The 22,377-nt window shown below is 67.7% G+C and carries 28 protein-coding genes and 1 pseudogene; 21 read left to right on the plus strand and 8 right to left on the minus strand.

Annotated elements, in window-relative coordinates; all coding sequences use genetic code 11:
* Positions 1 to 535 (plus strand): transposase (locus tag AB0I53_RS45000; RefSeq protein WP_358616099.1); only part of this gene is annotated, 535 nt, incomplete at its 5' end.
* A 296-nt stretch (positions 536 to 831) separates the two neighbouring features.
* On the opposite strand, the gene AB0I53_RS45005 is transcribed toward AB0I53_RS45000, so the two are convergent.
* Both AB0I53_RS45005 and AB0I53_RS45010 read right to left on the minus strand, forming a co-directional pair.
* The gene (locus tag AB0I53_RS45005) at positions 832 to 1,254 is read right to left on the minus strand and encodes a hypothetical protein (protein WP_358616102.1); all 423 of its coding nucleotides are present in this window, start codon (positions 1,252 to 1,254) and stop codon (positions 832 to 834) included.
* Positions 1,255 to 1,423: 169 nt separating this feature from the next.
* Positions 1,424 to 1,768 carry a hypothetical protein gene (locus AB0I53_RS45010; RefSeq protein WP_358616104.1) on the minus strand — a complete coding sequence of 115 codons (345 nt, stop codon included), beginning with the start codon at positions 1,766 to 1,768 and terminating at the stop codon, positions 1,424 to 1,426.
* 193 nt (positions 1,769 to 1,961) lie between these two features.
* On the opposite strand from AB0I53_RS45010, the gene AB0I53_RS45015 reads away from it, so the two are divergent.
* From AB0I53_RS45015 to hypB, 17 genes are all read left to right on the plus strand, one after another.
* A complete protein-coding gene (locus AB0I53_RS45015; protein ID WP_358616106.1) occupies positions 1,962 to 2,861 on the plus strand; it encodes a hypothetical protein in 900 nt (299 codons plus the stop codon).
* 26 nt (positions 2,862 to 2,887) lie between these two features.
* On the plus strand, positions 2,888 to 3,346 hold the full coding sequence (locus AB0I53_RS45020; RefSeq protein WP_358616107.1) for a hydrogenase maturation protease: 459 nt from the start codon (positions 2,888 to 2,890) through the stop codon (positions 3,344 to 3,346).
* Between the two features lie 127 nt (positions 3,347 to 3,473).
* Positions 3,474 to 4,508, plus strand: a complete 1,035-nt coding sequence (locus AB0I53_RS45025; protein WP_358616109.1) for a hydrogenase expression protein HypE — start codon at positions 3,474 to 3,476, stop codon at positions 4,506 to 4,508.
* 22 nt (positions 4,509 to 4,530) lie between these two features.
* On the plus strand, positions 4,531 to 6,300 hold the full coding sequence (locus tag AB0I53_RS45030; RefSeq protein WP_358616110.1) for a nickel-dependent hydrogenase large subunit: 1,770 nt from the start codon (positions 4,531 to 4,533) through the stop codon (positions 6,298 to 6,300).
* Positions 6,301 to 6,302: 2 nt separating this feature from the next.
* Complete coding sequence (locus AB0I53_RS45035) at positions 6,303 to 6,845, plus strand: nitrogen fixation protein NifU (protein ID WP_358616111.1); 543 nt, start codon at positions 6,303 to 6,305, stop codon at positions 6,843 to 6,845.
* 5 nt (positions 6,846 to 6,850) lie between these two features.
* Positions 6,851 to 7,459 carry a DUF5947 family protein gene (locus tag AB0I53_RS45040; RefSeq protein ID WP_358616113.1) on the plus strand — a complete coding sequence of 203 codons (609 nt, stop codon included), beginning with the start codon at positions 6,851 to 6,853 and terminating at the stop codon, positions 7,457 to 7,459.
* A gap of 9 nt (positions 7,460 to 7,468) precedes the next feature.
* Positions 7,469 to 7,672, plus strand: coding sequence for a hypothetical protein (locus AB0I53_RS45045; protein ID WP_358616115.1), 204 nt, complete (start codon positions 7,469 to 7,471; stop codon positions 7,670 to 7,672).
* The gene (locus AB0I53_RS45050) at positions 7,669 to 8,325 is read left to right on the plus strand and encodes a DUF6084 family protein (RefSeq protein WP_358616118.1); all 657 of its coding nucleotides are present in this window, start codon (positions 7,669 to 7,671) and stop codon (positions 8,323 to 8,325) included. Before AB0I53_RS45045 ends, AB0I53_RS45050 begins: the two co-directional genes overlap by 4 nt.
* Complete coding sequence (locus tag AB0I53_RS45055) at positions 8,322 to 9,008, plus strand: hypothetical protein (protein WP_358616120.1); 687 nt, start codon at positions 8,322 to 8,324, stop codon at positions 9,006 to 9,008. The genes AB0I53_RS45050 and AB0I53_RS45055 overlap by 4 nt, the downstream gene beginning before the upstream one ends.
* Positions 9,009 to 9,218: 210 nt before the next feature.
* Complete coding sequence (locus AB0I53_RS45060) at positions 9,219 to 9,839, plus strand: SIS domain-containing protein (RefSeq protein ID WP_358616122.1); 621 nt, start codon at positions 9,219 to 9,221, stop codon at positions 9,837 to 9,839.
* Positions 9,836 to 10,057, plus strand: a complete 222-nt coding sequence (locus tag AB0I53_RS45065) for a hydrogenase assembly protein HupF (protein ID WP_358616124.1) — start codon at positions 9,836 to 9,838, stop codon at positions 10,055 to 10,057. Before AB0I53_RS45060 ends, AB0I53_RS45065 begins: the two co-directional genes overlap by 4 nt.
* Before the next feature lie 5 nt (positions 10,058 to 10,062).
* Positions 10,063 to 10,755 (plus strand): SIS domain-containing protein, encoded by a 693-nt coding sequence (locus tag AB0I53_RS45070; RefSeq protein WP_358616127.1) that lies wholly within the window; start codon positions 10,063 to 10,065, stop codon positions 10,753 to 10,755.
* Positions 10,733 to 11,002, plus strand: a complete 270-nt coding sequence (locus AB0I53_RS45075; protein WP_358616130.1) for a HypC/HybG/HupF family hydrogenase formation chaperone — start codon at positions 10,733 to 10,735, stop codon at positions 11,000 to 11,002. Before AB0I53_RS45070 ends, AB0I53_RS45075 begins: the two co-directional genes overlap by 23 nt.
* An 11-nt stretch (positions 11,003 to 11,013) precedes the next feature.
* Entirely contained in the window at positions 11,014 to 12,141 is a 1,128-nt protein-coding gene (gene hypD / locus AB0I53_RS45080) for a hydrogenase formation protein HypD (protein ID WP_358616132.1), read from the plus strand.
* Complete coding sequence (gene hypE, locus AB0I53_RS45085) at positions 12,138 to 13,259, plus strand: hydrogenase expression/formation protein HypE (protein WP_358616135.1); 1,122 nt, start codon at positions 12,138 to 12,140, stop codon at positions 13,257 to 13,259. Before hypD ends, hypE begins: the two co-directional genes overlap by 4 nt.
* Positions 13,260 to 13,261: 2 nt before the next feature.
* Entirely contained in the window at positions 13,262 to 13,591 is a 330-nt protein-coding gene (locus AB0I53_RS45090; RefSeq protein ID WP_358616137.1) for a hydrogenase maturation nickel metallochaperone HypA, read from the plus strand.
* A complete protein-coding gene (gene hypB / locus AB0I53_RS45095) occupies positions 13,592 to 14,272 on the plus strand; it encodes a hydrogenase nickel incorporation protein HypB (RefSeq protein ID WP_358616139.1) in 681 nt (226 codons plus the stop codon).
* On the opposite strand, the gene hypF is transcribed toward hypB, so the two are convergent.
* A complete protein-coding gene (gene hypF, locus AB0I53_RS45100; RefSeq protein ID WP_358616141.1) occupies positions 14,269 to 16,536 on the minus strand; it encodes a carbamoyltransferase HypF in 2,268 nt (755 codons plus the stop codon). The genes hypB and hypF overlap by 4 nt on opposite strands.
* Positions 16,537 to 16,686: 150 nt before the next feature.
* On the opposite strand from hypF, the pseudogene AB0I53_RS45105 reads away from it, so the two are divergent.
* Both AB0I53_RS45105 and AB0I53_RS45110 read left to right on the plus strand, forming a co-directional pair.
* Positions 16,687 to 16,869, plus strand: a pseudogene (locus AB0I53_RS45105) (transcriptional regulator); the annotation flags it as partial.
* Positions 16,870 to 17,341: 472 nt separating this feature from the next.
* A complete protein-coding gene (locus AB0I53_RS45110) occupies positions 17,342 to 17,731 on the plus strand; it encodes a hypothetical protein (RefSeq protein WP_358616144.1) in 390 nt (129 codons plus the stop codon).
* Positions 17,732 to 17,822: 91 nt separating this feature from the next.
* Here the strand turns inward: AB0I53_RS45110 and phoU are convergent, their stop codons facing one another.
* Positions 17,823 to 18,467 (minus strand): phosphate signaling complex protein PhoU, encoded by a 645-nt coding sequence (gene phoU, locus AB0I53_RS45115; RefSeq protein ID WP_358616147.1) that lies wholly within the window; start codon positions 18,465 to 18,467, stop codon positions 17,823 to 17,825.
* A gap of 241 nt (positions 18,468 to 18,708) precedes the next feature.
* On the opposite strand from phoU, the gene AB0I53_RS45120 reads away from it, so the two are divergent.
* Positions 18,709 to 19,566, plus strand: coding sequence for a lysophospholipase (locus AB0I53_RS45120; protein WP_358616150.1), 858 nt, complete (start codon positions 18,709 to 18,711; stop codon positions 19,564 to 19,566).
* A 437-nt stretch (positions 19,567 to 20,003) separates the two neighbouring features.
* Here the strand turns inward: AB0I53_RS45120 and AB0I53_RS45125 are convergent, their stop codons facing one another.
* The 4 genes from AB0I53_RS45125 to AB0I53_RS45140 all read right to left on the minus strand — a co-directional run.
* Positions 20,004 to 20,192, minus strand: a complete 189-nt coding sequence (locus tag AB0I53_RS45125) for a CsbD family protein (RefSeq protein ID WP_358616153.1) — start codon at positions 20,190 to 20,192, stop codon at positions 20,004 to 20,006.
* Positions 20,193 to 20,548: 356 nt separating this feature from the next.
* Positions 20,549 to 21,580 (minus strand): Vms1/Ankzf1 family peptidyl-tRNA hydrolase, encoded by a 1,032-nt coding sequence (locus AB0I53_RS45130; protein ID WP_358616156.1) that lies wholly within the window; start codon positions 21,578 to 21,580, stop codon positions 20,549 to 20,551.
* A 123-nt stretch (positions 21,581 to 21,703) separates the two neighbouring features.
* Positions 21,704 to 21,784 (minus strand): hypothetical protein, encoded by an 81-nt coding sequence (locus AB0I53_RS45135; RefSeq protein WP_358616161.1) that lies wholly within the window; start codon positions 21,782 to 21,784, stop codon positions 21,704 to 21,706.
* Positions 21,785 to 22,160: 376 nt separating this feature from the next.
* A partial coding sequence (locus tag AB0I53_RS45140; RefSeq protein WP_358616158.1) for a hypothetical protein occupies positions 22,161 to 22,377 on the minus strand: 217 nt, incomplete at its 5' end.

Below are 22,377 nucleotides of genomic sequence, written 5' to 3' on the forward strand. Positions count from 1 at the left end.
CGAGGTGCGGCGGCAAACCTGGCGGGCCCTGCGCGCCCAGCCCGGGGGCACCGGCGTCGACCGGCGGGGAAGGCCCGCCTCGGCCGGCCCGGCGCGACAACTCAAACGATCCCGGTGGGCCTTATGGAAAAACCCGGAAGACCTCACCGGGACACAACAGACCAAACTGGCCTGGATCGCCAAGACCGAACCCCGCCTGCACCGCGCCTACCTGCTCAAAGAAGGCCTCCGGCTCGTGTTCGCGGTCTCCGGCGACGACGGCAAACACGCCCTCGACCGATGGCTGTCGTGGGCCGCCCGGTCCCGTATCCCCGAGTTCGTCAAGCTCGGAAGAACCATCCGAGCCGAACTCGCCGCGATCCACGCCAGCCTCGAGCACGGACTGTCCAACGCTTTGATCGAGTCCACCAACACCAAAATCCGTCTGCTCACCCGCATGGCCTTCGGATTCAAACGCCCCGAAGCCCTCATCTCCCTGGCACTGCTCGCCCTGGGCGGCTACCGCCCCGAACTACCCGACCGCACCCACACATGACTCACAAGAGCCCAAGAAATGGGGCGGCCCGCTACCGAACGGCTGACTGCTGCTGGTCCACGACCAGGGACCCAGCCGGAAGGACCACGTCATCGCACCACGTCCGCGACGCCAGCTCAGCGGGCCGATCTTTCCACGCCTGGCAAGCAAGTTCTTCATCTCCTGCACCCCTTCCGATCAACGCCGGTGCGGACGGCCGACGCCGAGTCCGAGGGTGCGGCAGGGCTGACGACCTCGGTTCGCCCTTGGCCCTGGTGCTGCGGTTCCACATCCAGACCGGTGACAACGCCGGCTGGTCATTGCTCTCGTCGGGCATTGAGCCAGGTAGCAGCCCTGGTTGGCGACGCTCGGGACAGCCATGCGTCCTGGACCACTTCGGTCAGTTCCCGCAGGGTGAGTTCACCGATCCGGCTGGCCCGGACCAGTACCGACAGATGGCCGTCGAAATGCTGCGTGGTGAAGAAAGGTGACCCTTGATCCTGTACCAGGGCCTGCTTGTCGGAATCGGACGGCACCCAGAACACGATCACGTCCGGGTAGCGTTCGCCGGTCTCGGGATCGACGGCATCGGGGCGGGGATTGCGGAAGAACACGAACGACTTCTGTCCAACCTGGTAAACGGGGTTGTCACCGGAGCCGTGGACGACCGTGACATGGGGCATCCCTAACGCCAGTTCGTGCACGTCCTCGACCCGCGCCCGGCGCGATCCAGCCGACATGGCAGCAGGGTACGGCGCGCTCGAAGCTTGCACCATCGACGCCATTCCGCCTGTTGACGGCCCCTGCTCAACGGCGAGTCATCCGCCTCGGCGGCGCGATCCGAATGGCACCGCGCTGAGGATCCCAGCCCAAGCGGATCGTGCGCTGTGCCGGGTAATCGGGGCAGCATTAGTCCAGCCACAAGCGGTCGCCGAGTCCCTGCGCTGGTTGCGTCGAATGGTCGGTGGACTGCGGCCGGCTGCTGTGAGTCCTCGTCGCGCGACCGCGGACGGTCCGAGTGGACCCCGGAGTTCCGCAGAGCAGCACGAGGCAGAAGAGCAAGCCAGATCCCACCAGGGACGCGACCAAACCCTGGACGTACCAGGTTTCGGCCACCGAGCCATCCGGACTTCCGTCGGTCAACGTCAACGCGATCAGGCGGACGTTGCACCACATGGCCAAGACGAACAGGGCGATGAATGACGCCCAGAGGGGCAGTCGCATCAGCCACTGCCTGCGATGTGATCGATCCATGCCGGGTGATCCTGTCACTGTTGCGACTAGTCACAACTCGCTCAATCCTTTAGAGCGACACCCGACCGGCTTGCAGTGTGCGGGACGGGTTACGGGGCTGTCTACTTCGGATCGCGCTGCCGAAGGTGCTCCGCGGCCCAACTCGGTTGACACTCCGGTCCAGCTTCCCGTTCCCAGACCGATGGAGTGACTCATGAGCGTGGACGAGGCGCGCGCGGTGGCCGACGCCGTTCTGTTCGAAGGATATCTGCTGTACCCCTATCGGGCTTCGGCGTTGAAGAACCGGATGCGCTGGCAGTTCGGCGTGCTGGCACCGGACGGCGAAGAATCCGAACCGTCCTTCGCCCGAACGGAGTGCTTGCTCGTCGCAGAGCCGGGCGCGGAACTGGAGGTCCTGGTGCGCTGCCTGCAACTGCGCACCCGGAAGGCGGAACCCGACTGGGACGAAGGCGACCTGCGCGAGGTCGGCGCGACGATCGAACTCGACCGGCTCGACGGCACAAGGGAAATCCAGTTCCAGCTTCCGGGAGGAGAAAACGACCGCGATCGTTGGCTGCCGCTACGAGGGACGATCGAAGTCCGCACGACCCCGGTCGGCGATGACTTGCTGCGCCTGGAAGTCGTGGTCGAGAACCAGACGCGATGGAGCCCGCATTCGCCTGCTACGCGCGAGGAAATGCTGCGGAACTCGCTGATTTCGACGCACACCGTGCTTGCGGTGCGCGGTGGGCAATTCGTCTCGCTGCTGGATCCACCCGAAGCCGTTCACGAAGCCGTGCGGGCGTGCCGCAACGAGCGAACCTGGCCGGTCCTCGTCGGTGAAGGCGGTCGACGCGACGTGGTGCTGTCCGCGCCGATCATCCTCTACGACTACCCGGCGATCGCCCCACAGAGCGCGGGCGATCTGTTCGACGCCACCGAGATCGACGAAATCCTCATACTGCGCACGATGACGCTCACCGACGACGAGAAGCGGGAGGCTCGGGAAACCGATCCCAAGGCTGCAGCGATCATCGACCGCGCGGAGCAGCTCACCGCGGCGCAGCTCTCCCGGATGCACGGCACCATGCGCTACCCGGACGGCCGGCGATGACGGGGCCGCGGATCCTTGTCGCAGGTGTGGGGAACGTGTTCCTCGGCGACGACGGGTTCGGCGTCGCGGTCGCCGAACTGCTGGCTGGCCACCCACCGGAGGGCGCGCGGGTCGCGGATTTCGGCATTCGCGGCATTCACCTGGCGTACGAACTCATGAACGGGTACGACCTGCTGATCCTCGTCGACGCGGTGGCACGCGGCGACGCTCCCGGAACCGTCTCGGTCATCGAACCGGACCTGGCGGCGATCGAGCCCGCCGCCGGCGTGGACGGCCACGGCATGAGCCCGGATGCGCTCCTCGCCTGCTGCAAGGGCTTCGGCGTGCCGCTGCGCCGGGTCCTGGTGGTCGGGTGCGAGCCCGCCGACTGCTCGTACCGGTGGGGACTCACCGAACAGGTTGCCGATTCGGTCGACGCCGCCGGGAAAACCGTGCGAGGTCTGGTCGCAACTGTGCTCGACGCCGGAGCCCGATTCTCCGGGTAGCGCATGATCCTGCTGCTGCGCCGCGGCGATGGCCTTACGGTGGCGGCGGGCATCGCCACCACCGTCGGCCGTCAGGGGAGCCGACATTGTGAGGTGGTTGGCGGGAACCGGAGATCCGGGGTGGCGTATGAGTGCTGCGTCGACGCCGTCGGACATCGACGAGGTCCACATCCTCTGGACCTCGGAGGGCATGAGCTGCGACGGCGACACCGTGTCGGTGACCAACGCGACGTTGCCCAGCATCGAGGACGTGGTGCTGGGAACGGTTCCGGGAATACCGAAGGTGCACCTGCACAACAAGGTGCTGGCCTACGAGACGGGCGCGGACTTCATGGCCGCGTTCCACCAGGCCGACCGCGGCGAGCTGGGCCCGTTCATCCTGGTCGTGGAGGGTTCGATTCCCAACGAGCGGATCAACGGCGACGGCTACTGGACGTCCATGGGGAACGACCCCGACACCGGGGAGCCGCGCACCCTCAACGAGTGGCTCGACCGGCTCGCGCACAAGGCGTGGGCGGTGCTGGCGGCGGGCACCTGCGCGACCTACGGCGGCATTCACGCCATGGCCGGCAACCCGACGGGGTGCATGGGACTGGCCGACTACCTCGGGGCGGACTTCCGCTCCGCAGGCGGGCTGCCGATCGTCAACGTGCCCGGCTGCCCGGTGCAACCGGACAACTTCATGGAGACCCTGCTGTGGTTGCTGCACCAGGCCGCCGGGCTGGCGCCGACCATCCCGCTGGACGAGCAACTGCGTCCGACGTGGCTGTTCGGCAAGACCGTCCACGAGGGCTGCGACCGCGCCGGCTACTACGAGCAGGCCGACTTCGCGCGCGACTACAACTCGCCGAAGTGCCAGGTGAAGATCGGCTGCTGGGGCCCGGTGGTCAACTGCAACGTCACCAAGCGCGGCTGGATGGACGGCATCGGCGGCTGCCCCAACGTGGGCGGGATCTGCATCGGCTGCACGATGCCGGGATTCCCGGACAAGTTCATGCCGTTCATGGACGAGCCGCCCGGCGGCAGCTTCTCGTCGGGCCTGCTGCGGGCGTACGGCCCGCTGGTCCGGACCTTGCGGAGCATCACCAACCACAGCGCGAACCGAGAACCGAAGTGGCGGCACAACCGGGCCGAACTGACCAGCGGCTACGAGCCGCGGTAGTCGAGGTGGAGGTAGCAGCGGGATGAGCGCGGAGCAGCGGAACCTCGTCGAGGTGGAGTTCGATCCGATCACCCGGATCATCGGCAATCTCGGCATCTACACCAAGGTGGACTTCGACAACGGCGAGGTCGTCGAATGCCGCAGCACCTCGTCGCTGTTCCGCGGGTACAGCGTGTTCATGAAGGGCAAGGACCCGCGCGACGCCCACTTCATCACCAGCCGGATCTGCGGGATCTGCGGGGACAACCACGCGGTGTGCTCGATCTACGCGCAGAACATGGCCTACGGCGTCAAGACCCCGCCGCTGGGCGAGTGGATCATGAACCTCGGCGAGGCGGCGGAGTTCATGTTCGACCACACCATCTTCCAGGACAACATGGTCTTCATCGACTACTGCGAGAAGATGGTGTCGGAGACCAACCCGTCGCTGCTCCAGCGGGCCGAGCGGACCGATGCGCCGCGCGGGAACGTCCACGGCCACCGCACGATCGCCGACATCATGCGCTCGTTCAACCCATTCGAAGGCGAGACCTACAAGGCCGCGCTGGAGATGTCGCGCGTGACGCGAGAGATGTGCTGTCTGATGGAGGGTCGGCACGTGCACCCGTCGACGCTCTACCCGGGCGGCGTCGGCACGGTCGCCACACCGCAGCTGTTCACCGACTACCAGGTGCGGCTGGTGCGGGTACTTGACTTCATCAAGCGCGCCGTCGCGATGAACGACGACGTGTTCGACTTCTTCTACGAAGCCCTGCCCGGCTACGAGGAAGTCGGCCGGCGCCGCACCATGCTGGGCTCGTGGGGGTGCTTCCAGGATCCCGACGTCGTCGACTACGACTACCGGAACATGAGCGAGTGGGGACGCGCGATGTACGTGACCCCGGGGATCGTGGTCGACAACCAACTGCTGACCACCGATCTCGTCGACATCAACCTGGGCATGCGCATCCTGCTGGGCAGCTCCTACTACGAAGACTGGGCGAACGAGCAGACGTTCGTCGACCGGGATCCGCTGGGGAACCCGGTCGACCAGCGCCATCCTTGGAACCAGACGACGCTCCCCCTGCCGCAGAAGCGCGATCTCGACGGCGGAAAGTACAGCTGGGTGATGAGTCCGCGCTGGTTCGACGAGCGCAGCGGCGACCACCTCGCGCTGGACACCGGAGGCGGCCCGATCGCACGGCTGTGGGCCACCGCGCTCGCCGGGCGCGTCAACACGCCATATGTGCGCTCCACGGGGCACAGCGTGCAGATCGACCTGGCCAAGGGGCAGTCGCTGCCGGACATGCAGCTGGAATGGCGCCCGCCGCAGTTCCCCAACACGCTGGAGCGCAACCGGGCGCGGATGTACTTCGTCGCCTACGCCGCCGCGATGGCGCAGTACTTCCTGGACCGCGCGCTGGCCGAAGTGCGGTCCGGCAACACCAAGGTGTTCGAGGACTTCGACGTCCCGGACGAGGCGATCGGGGTCGGCTTCCACGAAGCGGTCCGCGGCGTGCTGTCGCACCACCTGGTGATCCGGGACGGCAAGATCGCGAACTACCACCCGTATCCGCCGACGCCGTGGAACGCGAGCCCGCGCGACAGCTACGGCACGCCTGGCCCGTACGAGGACGCTGTGCAGGGGCAGCCGATCTTCGAGGAGAACGGGCGCGACGACTTCAAGGGCATCGACATCATGCGCACCGTGCGCAGCTTCGACCCGTGCCTGCCCTGCGGCGTGCACATGTACCTGGGCGGCGGGCGGGTGCTGGAACGAACGCACTCGCCGATGTTCGGCGCGGGCTCCTGACCATGCCTTGGGACGCAGAGCAGGTCCGCGACGAGATCGTGCGCACCGAGACGTTGCTGTCCGACCTGGGATCCGGGGCGGAACCGGTCGCGGGCACGCATGCGATCGAGGCCGTGCAGGCAGTCGTCGGTCTGTACGGGGAATGCCTGGCCCGGCTGCTGCGGCGCATCGAGCAGGCCGGGCACCCCGAAGTCGTCGCCGACGCCGCCCGCGACGAACTGATCTCGCACCTGTTGCTGGTGCACGACCTGCACCCGGTCGGCGCCGAGGGCCGGATCGGCACCGCGCTGGCCGAGGTGGAGGAGGCTTTCGAGCCCGATTCCCTCCAGTTGCTCGACGTGCAGGACGGCGTTGCGCACATCCGCGTGGCGGTTCGCGGCTGCCAGTCCACAGCGGCGCGGATGCGCACCTCCGTGGAAGAGGCGGTGATGGCTGCGGCACCGGAACTCGACCGCGTGGAGATCCACGCCGCCGCGCCGCAGCCTTCCACCGTCATTCCCGTCGAGGATCTGTTCGTGACCGGGCGCCTGGCCGGGGAGAGGTGAGCACGATGCCCTCGACGTTGCGGCAGCTCGCCCACCGCAGGCCCGCGCCGAGGGCCGGATCCGCTGAGCGTTGCGATCTCTGCTCGGACGAGCTGTCTGACCAGCACTGCCACCTGCTCAACACCACCACCGGTGCCCTGTCGTGCACCTGTCCCGCGTGCAGCGTGCTGTTCGACCACCAGGCCGCCGGTGGCGGGCAATACCGACGCATCCGCTCACGCCCACGGCGGCTAACCGAATTCGTGCTCGACGAGGCGGCGTGGGCCCAATTCGGTATCCCCGTCGGATTGGCGTTCTTCGTGCACAACGCCGAAAGCGATCGCGTCACCGCGTTCTACCCCAACCCGGTCGGCACCATGCGCGCCTCCGTCCATTCGGGTAGCTGGCGATCGTTGGTCGAAGCGAACCCGAAGCTGTCCGCGCTGAACAGCGACATCGAGGCGCTGCTGATCGATCGGCTCCGCGGTGGGACGGCAGCATGGCTGCTGCCGCTGGACGAGTGCTACCGGCTGGTCGCGCTCCTCCGCACGCATTGGCGTGGTTTCAGCGGTGGCGACGAGGTCTGGCGGCGGGTCGCCGAGTTCTTCGCGAACCTGCACCAGGGCAAAGCCTGAGGAGGAAACGTGATCAAGGTCGGCAAACCACAAGTGCGCCGCGACACTCCCGCGCACATCCCGGGCGTTCCGCAGGGCAACCAGGTCGGGCACTACCAGCGACAGCCGGGGCACCGCCCGGATGGGACGTCCACGGCCCGCCGGTCCACCGGGATCGGCGCCAAGCGGCACAACCCCATCCTGTCGTCGATGCCGAACCTCTCGCCCGCATGACCGCGGGGCAGCCCAGCGCCCTGCCGGAGCTGGCCTTCGACGTCACCGGCGCGGAACCGGTGCGCATGGCCGCAGTGCCGGCGCTGAACTTCGAGCTCCACGTGCGCCGGGTCGGGGGCGGCCCCGTCCGGTCCATCAACCTCACCACGGCCATCCGCATCGCGCCGGCCCGCCGCCGCTACCGCGCCGCGGAGCAGGACGAGCTCGTGGAGCTCTTCGGCGTCCCGCAGCGGTGGGCGACGACGATGCGCCCGCTGCCCTGGGCGCGGCTGACCAGCGTCGTCGGGCCGTTCGTCGACGACGTCGTGGTGCCGCTGCAGCTCGCCTGCACCAACGATGTCGAACTCGCCGTCGCCAAGTACTTCCACGCGGTGCGCGACGACGCGATCCCGCTGGATTTCCTGTTCAGCGGCACGATCTTCCACCTCGGTCCGGACGAGCGGTTGCGGACCGCGCAGATCGACTGGTCCCAGGAAACGACCTTCGAGCTGGCGGCGGGCCTGTGGCACGAGGCGATCGGTGACACCCGCTGGGTGCGGATGTCCCAGGACAGCTATTCGCGCCTGCACGACTATCGGCGCACCCGTGCCCTCGGCACGTGGGACGAAGCCATCGGCGCGCTGCTGGCGCGCGCCGGACAGGACGCTTCGTGATCCCGACTCCGGACTCGGCGCCGACCAGCGGGGCGCGGGTCCGGCTGTGGCCTTCCCGACGCGCCGACATCGTGGACATCGCTCTCGCGGGCAAGCTCGCCGAGGTCGACGGCGTCGAACACGGCGCCGACGGCCGGGTCTACGTGATCGTGTCCCTGCTCGGTGACACCGCGGTGGACCTCGGCCCGATGAGCCAGCTCGGCCACCGGTTCTTCTTCTCCCCCGAGGAGCTGGAGGTCCTCTCCAGCGGAGGCTCGTGCAGAGTGCTGGTCGCAGGTGTCGACGACACCAACGGGCTCGGTGGAGACGCTGTGCGCCGGATCGTTGAAGACCTGCGCCGGCTGGATCTCCCGCCAGGAGTGCGGGTCGCGGACTTCGGCATCCGGCGGCAAGATCTGTTGCGGTCGCTGGAAGATTTCGACGCCGCGGTTCTGCTGCGCACCGGCGCGGCCGGCGAAACCCATTCGGGCCGGATCACGGATCTGCCGCGGCTCACGACGTGGGCAGAGGAGACCGATCCAGGAGTGGCGCACCGGTGCCGGCGGATCGTCTTGGTCGGCTGCGGCACCACCGATGGCACCGAGCCGGCCGAGCGAAAACTTGTGGCCGGAGCAGTCGTGTCCGTTGTGGACGAACTCAGGGACAGTCCTGCTTTCGAGGAGGGAAGTACCGATGAAGGGTGACATATGCGTGTCGCACAAAGCGGTATGCCTGACGCTCGGCGCGCTGGCCGCGGCCGCGGTGGTGGCTCTCGCGCTGCAGGTGCCCGCGATCATGCGGTACGTGAAAGCCACTCGAATGTGATTGCTGGGCAAGCAGATCGAGTTGTGCCCGGCTCATGACCGCCTTTAGCGTAATTGCGCCGCACGATCGCGAATGAGGATGTGACCCCGATGCCGTGGTCCGAAGAAGCAGCCGCGCGTGCCGTCGACGAGATCTTCGAGCGACGCGTACCGCCGCTGCAGGCGCTCATTGGAGACGCCGAACAGGTCGCCCGAGCGTGCCACGCGATGGCCACCCGGTTCCACGCGGGCGGCAAACTCATCGTGTTCGGCAACGGGGGGCCGAGCACGGACGCGCAGCACGTGGCCGTCGAGTTCGTGCACCCGGTCATCGTGGGAAAGCGGGCATTGCCGGCGATCTCGCTGACCGCGGACGTCGCGACGGTGACCGGAGTCGCCACCGGCCAAGGACTGGACGAGGTGTTCTCCCACCAGGTTCGGCACCTGGCCGATCCGGAGGACATCGCGCTGGGCATCTCCACCGATGGCAACTGCGGAAACGTCCTGCGCGGGCTGGTCGTGGCCCGTGATCGCGGTCTGCTGACCGTCGGTCTGGCCGGCGGCGATGGTGGGCACCTGGCGCACGCCGGGCTCGATCACGTTCTGATCGCCGACGCGTTCGACCCGCGGGTCGTCAAGGAAGCGCACGTGACCATGTACCACGTCCTGTGGGAGCTCGTGCACGTGTTCTTCGAACACCCGGGCGCGTTGCGACAGGAGGCGAGCGCATGAACACCCAGGAACCAGCGGAGACCTGTCGCGGCGATTCCTGCGTGACCTGTTCGGACGAGGCGAGGGAAGTCCGGGTGCTGCGGTTGCTGGGTGACCGGCTCGCCGCCGTGGCCACCGATGCGGGTGAAGAAGTGGTCAGCGTCGCGCTGGTTCCGGCGCGCCCCGGAGACACGGTGCTGGTCCACGCCGGTGAGTCGATCGCGATCGTGGAGGAGTGAGCGCTGTGAGTTCAGGTGCCGATGCGGTTGATTCGCTGTACCCGTTCTTGTCGACATCGAACGGCGACGTCGATGCGGTGCTCGGTGACGTACGGCAGTCCACTCAGGACAAGGCACGGGAGATCATTCAACTCCGCACAGCGGTCAAGCAGCGGTACCGCGATGAGATCGTCGCCTGCGCGTCGGCGATGGCCGAGCGCTTCGCCCGCGGCGGGCGGTTGCTCACCTTCGGCAACGGCGGCAGCTCCACCGACGCCCAAGACCTCGCCAGCCTCTTCCTCAGCCCGGGCACTACCGCGCCCGCCCTGCCAGCGATCGGGCTGACCAGCGACATCGCGGTGGTCACCGCGCTGTCCAACGACATCGGATTCGACGTGGTGTTCGCCCGCCAGATCGGCGCCTTCGGCCGCCGCAACGACATCGCGGTTGGACTGTCCACCAGCGGGAACTCGGCGAACCTGTTGCAGGCGTTCGAGGAAGCAGCGCGGCGCGGACTGCTGACCGTCGGGATCGCCGGTGACAAGGGCGGCCGGATGGCCGAGTCCGAGCACATCGACCACCTCTTCGTGGTGCCGTCCGCCTCGGTGCACCGCATCCAGGAGGCGCAGACCACGCTCTACCACACGCTGTGGGAGATGACCCTGCTGACGCTGCGGGAAGTGGGAGGAGCGGCCGATGTGTCTGGCAATTCCCGGTGAAGTCCTCGAGATCCTCCCGGACCGGCCGGATCTGGCGAAGGTCGAAGTCAGCGGCGTGCGCCGCAACATCAACATCAGCCTCCTCGGCCGGCCACCGGAGCCCGGCGATTGGATTCTGATCCACGTCGGCTTCGCGTTGTCCACAATAGACGAAAGTGAAGCGCGAGAGGTACTGGAGTTCCTGGAGGGATTGGGGCAGAGCTACACCGACGAGATCGACGCGCTGCAGCAATCGCGCATCGAGTGACTGGGGGTCGGATGCGATTCGTCGACGAGTACCGGGATGCGGACAAGGCGCGAGCGCTGGCGGCCGAGATCGCCGCGCTCTGCGAGCCGGGCCGGCAGTACAAGTTCATGGAGGTCTGCGGCGGGCACACCCACACCATCTACAAGCACGGCATCGAAGACTACCTGCCGGAGAACGTCACCCTGGTGCACGGACCCGGATGTCCGGTGTGCGTTATCCCGATGGGTCGGGTCGACGACGCCATCCACATCGCCCGCCGGCCCGACGTGCTCATGACCTCGTTCGGCGACATGATGCGGGTGCCCGGCAGCAACGGGAACTTCTTCGACTCCAACGCCGAAGACACCAACATCCGCATGGTCTACTCGCCGCTGGACTCCCTGAAGCTCGCCCGGCAGAAGCCGGACCAGCACGTGGTGTTCATGGCGATCGGCTTCGAGACCACCGCCCCCTCAACGGCGATGACCCTGCTGCGCGCCGAGCAGGAGGGCCTGGAGAACTTCTCCGTCTTCGGCAACCACGTGACGATCATCCCGGCCATCAAGGCGATCCTGGACTCCCCCGACCTGCGCCTGGACGGGTTCCTCGGGCCGGGGCACGTGTCGACGGTGATCGGCTGCCGCCCGTACGAGTTCATCGCCCGCGACTACGGAAAGCCCGTGGTGGTCTCGGGTTTCGAACCGCTGGACATCATGCAGTCGATCTACCTGCTGCTCAAGCAGCTGTCGGAGAACCGCTGCGAGGTCGAGAACCAGTACGCCCGCGTGGTGCCGTGGCAGGGCAACACGACCGCACTGGCAGCGATCGCCAAAACGATGGAGCTGCGGCCGTACTTCGAGTGGCGCGGGTTGGGTTTCATATCCCACTCCGCGCTGCGGCTCCGCGAGGAGTACGCCCGGTTCGACGCCGAACAGCGCTTCGACCTGCCCGGGGTGCGGGTGGCGGATCCCAAGTCCTGCCAGTGCGGCGAAGTGCTCAAGGGCGTCCTCAAACCGTGGGAGTGCAAGGTGTTCGGCACCGCCTGCACCCCGGAGACGCCCATCGGCACCTGCATGGTCTCGCCCGAGGGCGCCTGCGCCGCGTACTACAACTTCGGTCGGTTCAGCCGGGAACGTGTCAGGGAGGCGAGCCGGACATGAGCGCGGAACACCGGACGGAGCCGGGTAACCCGGTGCTGGCCGAGTGCCACGGCCGCGAACAGCAAGTGCTCGACCGCATCGAGAAGGCCCGCCGCCGGAAGCCGAAGGTGAAGGAGGAGCGGATCACCCTCGCCCACGGCGCCGGAGGAAAGGCGTCGCAGACGCTCGTGGAGGCCGTCTTTCTGGAAGCGTTCCGCAACGACCTGCTGGAACCGCTCGAAGACGGCGCGGAACTGGCGCTGGATGGGATCCGCCTGGCGTTCACCACCGACTCGTTCGTGGTGTCGCCGCTGTTCTTCCCCGGCGGGAACATCGGCGACCTGGCCGTCAACGGCACGGTCAACGATCTCGCCGTCTCAGGCGCGACACCGCTGTACCTCTCGGCCGGTTTCCTGATCGAGGAGGGGTTCCCGGTCGCCGATCTGACCCGCATCGTCGAATCGATGTCGAATGCGGCGCAGGCGGCGGGGGTGCAGGTGGTCACCGGCGACACGAAGGTCGTGGAGAAGGGCAAGGCGGACGGCTGCTACATCAACACCTCGGGCGTCGGCATGCTGCGCACCGACCACCGGCTGGGCATCAGCACGGTCCGTCCGGGTGATGCCGTCCTGGTCTCGGGCCCGATCGGCGACCACGGGGTGACGGTCATGCTCGCCCGAGGCGAGCTGGACATCGACGCCGACCTGGTTTCCGACACGGCACCCGTGCACCAGCTCGTCGCCGACCTCCTCGCGGCGGTCCCGGATGTCCGGGCACTCCGCGACGCGACCAGGGGCGGTGTTGCGACGATCCTCAACGAGATCGCCCGAGCCGCGCAGGTGGCGGTCGTCGTGGACGAAGCGGCCGTACCCGTGCGCACCGAAGTGCGGGGCGCCTCGGAACTGCTCGGGATCGATCCGCTGTACGTGGCCTGCGAGGGACGCATCGTCGTGGTCGTCCCGGGTGCACACGCGGAGGCAGCGCTCACGGCGATGCGGGCGCATCCGTTGGGGGAACGAGCCGCGCTCATCGGACGCGTCCGGGACGACCCGCCGGGGCTGGTGCTGTTGAACACGACCTTCGGCGGCACCCGCATCGTCGATCTGCTGGTCGGCGATCCCCTGCCGCGGATCTGCTAGCCGTGCACGAGCTCGGCATCACCCAGAGCATCGTGGACGCCGTGCTGGACGCGGTCGAGGAGCCCACCATCGAATGCGTGCACCTGGAGATCGGCCGCCTCTCCGGGGTGGTGCCCGACGCGATCCGGTTCTGCTTCGAGCTGGTGGCGGACGGCACGCGACTGGCATCGGCCCGGCTGGACATCACCGAGCCGGCCGGTCGCGGCGAATGCCGTTCGTGCGGACAGGAAATCGACCTGGCCGAACTGATCGCGCGCTGCCCGTGCGGCGGCGTCGACATCACCGTGCTCGCCGGACAGGAACTGCGAATCAAAGCCGTGGAGGTGGGATGAATGTGCGGCACGTGTGGCTGCGCCGACGAGCAGCCGAGGACGATCGTCCTGGAACAGCAGGTGCTGGCCAAGAACGACGGCCTCGCAGACGCGAACCGGGATTGGCTGCGGGCCAAGAGCATCGCGATGATCAACTTGATGAGCTCGCCTGGCTCCGGCAAGACGAGCCTGCTGGCCCGCACCGCGCGCGAGTTCGATGGTGCCCCGCTCTCGGCAGTCGAAGGCGACCAGGAGACCGGCATCGACGCGACGCGACTGCGGGAAAGCGGCTGCCCAGTAGTGCAGATCAACACCGGGACGGGCTGCCACCTGGACGCGACGATGCTGGCCGACGGCCTGCGCTCGCTGCAGCCGCCGGACCGCTCGGTGGTGTTCGTCGAGAACGTCGGAAACCTGGTGTGCCCGGCGCTGTTCGACCTCGGCGAGCAAGCCAGGGTCGTCCTCGCCTCGGTGACCGAAGGCGCGGACAAGCCGCTGAAGTACCCGCACATGTTCCGCTCGGCGGATCTGGTGCTGCTGAACAAGATCGACCTCTTGCCCCACGTCGACTTCGACGTGGCCGCCTTCATCGACGCCGCGTCGATGGCCAATCCCGGCGTCCGGGTGCGGCGCCTCTCGGTCTCGACAGGTGAAGGCATCAGCGACTGGTACGACTGGCTCGGCGAACAGGTGCCCGCCTAACACCGCTGTCGGCACAGCGCTCCGGCGACGGCGGCCTGCCCCAGGCTGATCCCTCCGTCATTGGCTGGAACCTGCGAATGCAGCAGCGTGCGGAACCCGCGCCGGCCCAGCATGGTCGTGACGCGCAGCAACAACAGCGCGTTCTGGAAGACGCCGCCCGAGAGCGCCACCACGCGGAGCCCGGTGCGTTCCCGCAGCCGGTCGCAAACCTCCACCACCGCCGCCGATAGTCCGTTGTGGAACCGTGCGGCGATCACCGGCGCCGGGATCCCGGCCCGCAGGTCGGCCACCACCGAACGCACGAGGTCCGCCCCTCGCACCCGCAACACCGGCCCGCCGCTGATCGACACCGGGTAGTGGCCGGCGTCGGCGGTGTCGGCCAGCTGCTCGAGCTCGACGGCGGCCTGGCCTTCGTAGTTGATCGCATCCCGCACGCCGAGGATCGCGGCCACCGCGTCGAACAACCGCCCGGCGCTGGAGGTCGGTGGCGCATGACGGTGCTGCCGCAACAAGGCCACGACTTCGGTCCAACCCGGATTGCGCCGCAACACGTCGAGGTCCGCGGACAGGTGATCGATGCCGGCGAGGTAGGAGACGGCGGTCCGCCACGGCTGCTTGATCGCGGTTGCACCGCCTGGGAGCGGCACCGGCTCCAGGTGCCCCAGGCGCCGGAATCCAGCCAGGTCGGCGACCAGGAACTCGCCTCCCCAGATCGAGCCGTCGGTGCCGTACCCGGTTCCGTCGAACGCCACCCCGATCACCGGGCCGGCTTCGCCGTTGTCGGCCAGGCAGGACGCGATATGCGCGTGGTGGTGCTGCACGCCCACCAGCTCGACGCCGTCGAACTCCGCGGCGAACTTCGTCGACAGGTACTCGGGATGCAGGTCGTGGGCCACGACCTGCGGCTCGACATCGAAGATCCGCCGGAAGTGCGCGATCCCGCTGGTGAAGGACCGCAGCGTCTCGTAGTTCTCCAGATCGCCGATGTGGTGCGAGACGAACACGTGCTCGTCCTTGGCGACGGCGAAGGTGTTCTTCAACTCGGCTCCGCAGGCCAGCACCGGCCGCGGGAACGACCACGGCAACGTCACCGGTTCCGGCACGTAGCCGCGAGAACGCCGGATCGGCATCTCGCGGCCGCGGACGACGCGGACCACGGAGTCATCGGTGCACATGTGGATGGGCCGGTCGTGCGTCAGGAACGCATCGGCGATCTCGCCCAACCGCTCCAGCGCGTCGTCGTCGCGGAAGGCGATCGGCTCGTCCGAGACGTTCCCGCTGGTGAGCACGATCGGCCGGGGAAATCCGCGGAGCAGCAGGTGGTGCAGCGGGGTGTACGGCAGCACGAGGCCCAGTTGGCGGGTTCCCGGCGCGACGCTCGGCGCGACCGGAGCGTCGGGTAGCCGGTCGAGCAGCACGATGGGCCGGCGCCGCGAGGTGAGCAGCGCTTCCTCGACATCATCGATCGCACACAGCGAACGCGCCTGCTCCACCGACGCCACCATGATCGCGAAGGGCTTGTCCTCGCGGTGCTTGCGCTTTCGCAACGTGGCCGCTGCGTAGTCATTGGTCGCGTCCACTGCCACGTGAAAGCCGCCCAATCCCTTCACTGCCAGCACCTCGCCGCGTGCCAAGGCCGCCGCCGCTTCCGCCAGTGGATCGCCTTGGCGAGCCACACCATCGCGGTCGATCAGCCGCAGTCGGGGACCGCAGTCGGGGCAGCACACCGGCTGTGCGTGGAAGCGGCGGTTCGCCGGATCGCGGTACTCGGCTTCGCACCTGGCGCACAAGGCGAATCCCGACATCGTCGTGTTCGGCCGGTCGTACGGCACATCTCGGACGATGGTGAAGCGCGGCCCGCAGTTGGTGCAGTTGGTGAACGGGTATGCGAATCGCCGATCGCCGGGGTCGGCGATCTCGTGCGAACAGTCGGCACAGGTAGCGGTGTCGCCGGCGACCAGAGCCGCCCGTGGCCCGGCCGCATCGCTGTCGACGACGCGGAATCCCCCTTCGGCCACCACCACAACATCAGTGGCCGAGATCCGGGCGACTGATGCCAACGGCGGGGCCTGCTCCCGGAGCGAGCCCAGGAACCGCTGGACGTCCGAGGCCGCGCCCTCCACCTCGATGAACACGCCGTGCACGTCGTTGCCGACATGCCCGGCCAGCCCCAGGCGGATCGCCAGCGAGTAGACGAAGGGCCGGAATCCCACGCCCTGCACGATTCCTTCGACCCGAACCCGCTTCCGGACCAACTCGCCCACCGCCCCAGTCTCAGGCGAGTCAACGACAAGTGCATCCGCTGGCGGATCGGTGCGCGCTCCTTCAACCCTGATAGGTCTCGATCTCGACCAGCCGGGGCATCCACCAGCGCGGCGACAGAATCCACACACAGTCGTCTGACCAGTCGTAACCTGGTCTCCGTGGACACCAGGAACGAGATCCGCGAATTCCTCGCCTCCCGGTGCGCCAAGATCACACCGGAGCAAGCCAACCTACCCAATTTCGGAGGAGTCCGCCGCGTCCCCGGGCTCCCCAGGGAAGAGGTCGCGCTCCTAGCTGGTGTCAGCTTGGACTACTACGCCCGACTACCGCGGCGCTTCCGGTACTCGCCGACACCGAGCGTTACCAGCCAACCGGGGCGGCCGGGGCGGCCATTGCGCTGCCGCTTTCACGCAGCGCTACCGGAGCACATCGCACATCCGAGCATTTCGGGGACCGATGTGGCTCGAATGGCAGTTGTTGCGGCTGCGCACATGGAGCAGCGGGCGAAGATCATTCCGAGGATGAAGCCGGTGGCGATCCACAGCTCCATGTGGCGAGATCGAACGGACAAGGGGTTCGAACACGATGGCTGGTCGGTACGCACCCGGGCCCGCACCGCGCTGACCTCCACCCGAACCGAGTTCCGTACGAGGTATGACGACTTTTCAACGAGGGAGTCAGGCGGCGACACCCGGGTACTTCAGCGGTACCGCGCCTTCCTGAGCCACCGGGCAGCGAAGCCTTCGAACAGGATTTTCCCGCTCCGCGTCCCGCTGGACTTTCTGAGCCGAGGAGGCATCTGCCATGTACGAGCATGAACATCCCTTGGAAGCGCTGCATCGCGGGCGAGACGCTGTGGCGGTGGCCGTGAGCCAACAGGCCAGGACCCCGCAACCGTCCTTGACGGAGCTCCACGCCTTCGGCTCAGCGATCGTGGGCACACTCGCCCAGCTCGGTCAGTTGAGCTCCGTGCTGGCCGAACAGGTGGGGCGCTTCGATGAACACGAGTTGGAGCGGGCCAAGACCAGCGATCACCCCGGCGACAAGCTGAAGGTCGCCGGAACTCATCTGGCCAGGCTGAGCGATGAGTTGGCGGTGGCCATCACGGACGCCGTCCGGTACTGGACTGCGATGGAAAGCGTGGACCTGCACACGTCGGGCGACGTCAGAGCACGAGGCGAATCCGAGCCGTAGTGATCACAACACCGCACGGAGGTCGGCCCGCCGCTGCCGTCGGCACTTTCCAAGGTCGCCCGCAATTGCGCGCACCTCAGCGACGGAAGGGTCAGGTGGGGAGAGTGCCGGTGTCGGCGAACTCCAGTCGCCGGGCCACGGAGACCGCTTGATCGGCAAAGCGTTCGTAGAACCTGGCCAGCAAAGCCGCGTTCACCCCGGCGGGGATCCCGTGCGGCCAGTCCCCACCGGTAACGGTCTCGAGAATTCTCGCGTGCAGGGCATCGACGGCGTCGTCGGTACGGTTGAGCTCGGCAAATCGGCCTTCCGCGCTGCCGGTGACCAGTTCGGAGAGGTGCTCGCACATGCGCACGTCGAGTTCTCCCATCCTCCGAAAATGATCTTCCAAACCCGGGGGCACGGCGCGGGCCGGGTGGCTGCGGCGAACGAGTTTCGCGACATTGACCGCGAGACCGCCCATCCGCTCGACCTTCACCGCGCAGTAGAGGGTGGCCAAAACGGCGCGCAGGTCGCTGGCCACCGGCGCCTGCAGGGCCAGCAACGACTGGGCGAACCCTTCACACGCCTTGCCCGCTTGGTCGAGCTCGGCCTCGTCCTCCATGACCTGTTCAGCGAGTTCCACATCGCCGTCGAGCAGGGCCAGGGTGGCGCGCCGCATGGCATCGGCGGCGAGCTCGCACATGCGAAACAGCTGATTTCCCAGCTGCGCCAGCTCCCTGTGAAAAACTTCCCGCACGCAATTCAGCGTAAGGCTGGGGTCACTTGCCCGCGATCGTGCGAAGAGCAGCCATGGTCGACCGCGCGCTCGTGGCAAGGCCGTTCGGCGCACTCGACAGGTACCGGCCCGCCACTCCTGATCTAGAAACTTCCGGAGTTGCCAAGGTCCGATCATCGGACGAGGCTTGCGCGGCAGCATCGCGACGCCTGGGCACTCCGCGACGGCGAGCAGCGCACATGACCGGACAGGAAGGCACCCGATGACGCAGTCCCACGACGACGCACGGCCGAAGACATCACACGTCGAAGGCACCCTGCCCTCGGGACAGTACTGGCAGGGCTGGACGGTCGAGCGGCCAGTCGGGGTGGTCGTGCTCGTCCACGGCGTGCACGAGCACAGCGGCCGCTACCGCCACGTCGCGGAGCGGCTCAATGCGGCCGGCTACGCGGTCTACGCCCTCGACCATCCCGGACACGGCCGCTCGCCGGGAAAGCGCGGCAACATCGGCAGCATGGCCGCTGCCGTCGCGGGGGTCGACCTCCTGGCGCGGCTGGCCTGCCAGCGCCACGACGACGTGCCGCTGTTCGTCTACGGGCACAGCCTCGGCGGGCTGATCTCCCTGCAGTACCTCACCGGTACGCCGCTCGACCGAATCGTCGGTGCCGTGATCTCCGCCCCGGCGCTCGACACCGGCTCGGTGTCGGCCGTGGAGAGGGCCGTCGCACCGCTGCTGTCCAAACTGCTTCCCGATCTCGGTGTGCGCACTCTCGCCGCGAGCACCATCAGCCGCGATCCCGAGGTAGTTCGGGCCTACCTCACCGACCCGCTCAACCACGCTGGGAAGATGCGGGCGCGGACCGCGACCGAGATCATGCTGACCGTCGAAGCCATGCCGCCGCGGCTGAAGTCGCTGACCATGCCGCTTTTCGTCCTGCACGGCGGCGCGGACCAGCTGATGCCACCGGCCGCCAGCGAGCTGGTCCGCACCCACGCCGGGTCGCCGGACCTCACCCTGCGGATCCACGAAGGGCTTTACCACGAGCCGCACAACGAGCCGGAGCAGAACCGGGTGCTCGACGAGATCGTCGACTGGCTCGGCACCCACCTGAACACCTGAAGCGTTGCCGGAGGCGGAGTCGCGCCTGCTCATCGAAACAGGCGAATCCGACATGTACGCCGCCTTGCGGCGCGGTCCGCCTCGGCGAGGTTCGATCAAGACCGGCGGTCACGTTCCCGTGCCCTCGCGGACGTAAACCCTCGTGTCGAGGCAGCTGAACCCGCGCACGATGCGGTCTTGGATCTCATGTGGAACACGCGACTTCGGAGTATCCCGGTGCAGCTCCGCAGGCGATTCGAGCGTTCGCGCACCAAGCCCGACCCGGAACGTCGGGTGCCAATGCCTGGACGCGATTCCGATCCGCTACTGCACAAGGGGCCGAAGGTTCCGCCGGATACCTCACGTCGCGGGCGACGGATGAGCTGAACCCGACCATCGCGCGGCGGCCAACGAACTCCCGGTTCGCTGGCCGCTGCGCGTTGACCTTGCGCGCAAGGTCATTTCTCGTCCTTGCCGTCGGTGAACGCGTCCTTGATCTTCTCACCGGCCTGCTTGAGATTTTCCTTCGTCTCCTTGGCCTTGCCCTCTGCTTCCAGCTGCTCGGTGTCCGTGGCTTCGCCGATCTTCTTCTTCGCCGTGCCCTTCAGCTCTTCGATCTTGTTCTTCGCCTTGTCCTCTGCCGACATGGCGGGCTCCTTCCGTACAGCACTGTTGCGGCCTTCCCCCCCGCCGGTTACCCGAAAACCTCCTCCACCGAGTCCGGTTCCCCCGTTGGACTACCCGGATGCTGCAGCCGGCTAACTCTCACCTCCGATCAGCAGCCCGCAGCGCCTGAGCGAGGTGCACGGAGTGACGTCCGGGCACACCGTGCTATTCCATCGTGTTGCCGACGGCGGCCGCGGCGACGGCCCGCTTCGCACGCCGTTCGTCCACAATGGTCGCTTTCGGTTCGCCACGACGGCTGCCGGACCGACCGTGCCGTCCGTCGGTCGCCTCCGTGCCAGCCAACCCTCAACCCCGCACCATCAGCGGCCGCGCGCGCTCACTGCTGCACCGGGAAGCGCAAGATCGCGCCCGCTCCGTCGGTCAGCCGGGTCCCGGCGGGCACGAGTTCGACCGCGGAGGTGGTCTCGGCGCAGGTCTTGAGCAGGAACGCCTCGTGCTCCGCCGGCGCGTCGTCCTCCAGCAGCAACGTCTCGACCGCGCCCTGCTCGGCCGCCCGCACCACCGAGTCGTCCCCCTGGACCGCCCGACCGTGCGTCAGACCGGCCTCCATCCTGTCGGCGCTGTCCGCTGCCCTGCGGACGCTCTCCTCACCTGCGATCCGCGCCAGCTCTTCGTCCAGCGCCTCGTCGGAGGCGTTGTAGGCGAGTCCGCCTCGCTCGGTCTCGACGACGAGCTCCGCGAGCTCGGTCGGAAGGTGCTCCCGCACCGCCGTCCGCGCCTGCACTCCACCGGCGAGGACCAGCACCTTCGGCCGGAACTTCGCGGCGACCGCGTTCGCATGGGCCACCACGTCCTTCGCGTTGCGCCGCACCGTTTCCTCGGCGCGGCGATGGATGCGCTTGTGGGACAACGCCCCGTGACGCGGCTTGTGCACGCCGTCGTGACCCGTGCCTTCCACGACGTCGGTGTCGATCTCGTGCGGTATGTGGTGCTCGGTCACCACGTCCTGGCGCACCTGCGCGCCTTCCTGGTCTGCGATCACCACGAGTTCGGACACCGAGCGCGCGGCCACCCGCACGTAGGCGCCGAGTTGCGGAAGCGCATCCCAGAACGCGTCGTCGCCGCCTCCGGGCTCGACGTCCCACACCTCGTCGAGCAGCACGGCGGAGCCGGCTGCCGCCAGCACCCGGCCACGAGCCTGCTCTTGCCCCGGCGCCCCGCACAGCTCCGATTCGATGGCGTCCAGCGTTTCCGCTGGTGCGCCTGCCGCGTGGAGCCGATCGCGTAGCGCTCGCCACCGCAGCTCGACCTGCTTGCTCGCGTCCTCGCCCGGCGCGCGGGCCTCCAGGTAGACCGTCGCGAACGGACCCTCCTGCTCGTACACGTGACGCAAGGTCACCAGTTCCATCGTTGAAGCTCCTCATCTCCGGGCGAACGTCGTGTGCGGTCTTCGGCAAGCCCGCACACTTTCCGATCAACGCCCCGGGGCTACCCGAGCGAACGCTCCGCCAACACATCCCGCCTGCGATCGTCAGAACCAGTGCTTCCGCCCGGCGACCGCGCGGCCGCTCGCACCTGCGATGGCGAACACGACGCCCACGACGGTCAGCACCGCTCCTATCGTCCACAGATCGAAATGTTGAAGAAGAAACCGAGGAGCAATAGGATTACACCTAGCACGATCATAAAGAACACCTCCCGCTCAACGGAAAACTCCCGGCTCCGCCCACATCGGAGCTGCCGGGTGGTTCGGCATCCGTCGGGAGTTGTTTCCGTTGAACTACCCGCTACGCCTTTCCCCGCACCTCGCGTTGATGTGCTCAGCCGAGCAGGAGCCGGGCAACGTAGTCGCCGACGTGTCCGGAGTGCACCTCGTGCAGGACGTCGATGCAACGCTGGGAAACGCCATTCACCCGGCGAGCGGGCAACCGACCGTCTTATGCGGACTGTTTTCCGGCCATCAAGACGTCGAAGCCCTTGCGAACGGCCTAGTACTCCAGCCGCACTTTGTAGTTTTTGGCCTGTCTTCGCTGGTAGTGGCTGGTTTTGGCGCGGTGTTGGTGGCGTCTGCGCCAGTGGGACCAGGCCCAGGTAACGACGCGGCTGGGCGCGGTGGTGATCAGGTGTGCCAGGAGACGCTTGACCTCTCCCAGCGTGACCGGAATGAGGCCGCTGCCAGGGCTTTTGGGGCGATCGCCGCGGTGA

It is taken from the genome of Saccharopolyspora sp. NPDC050389 (assembly GCF_040655595.1).
Taxonomy (GTDB): Bacteria; Actinomycetota; Actinomycetes; order Mycobacteriales; family Pseudonocardiaceae; genus Saccharopolyspora.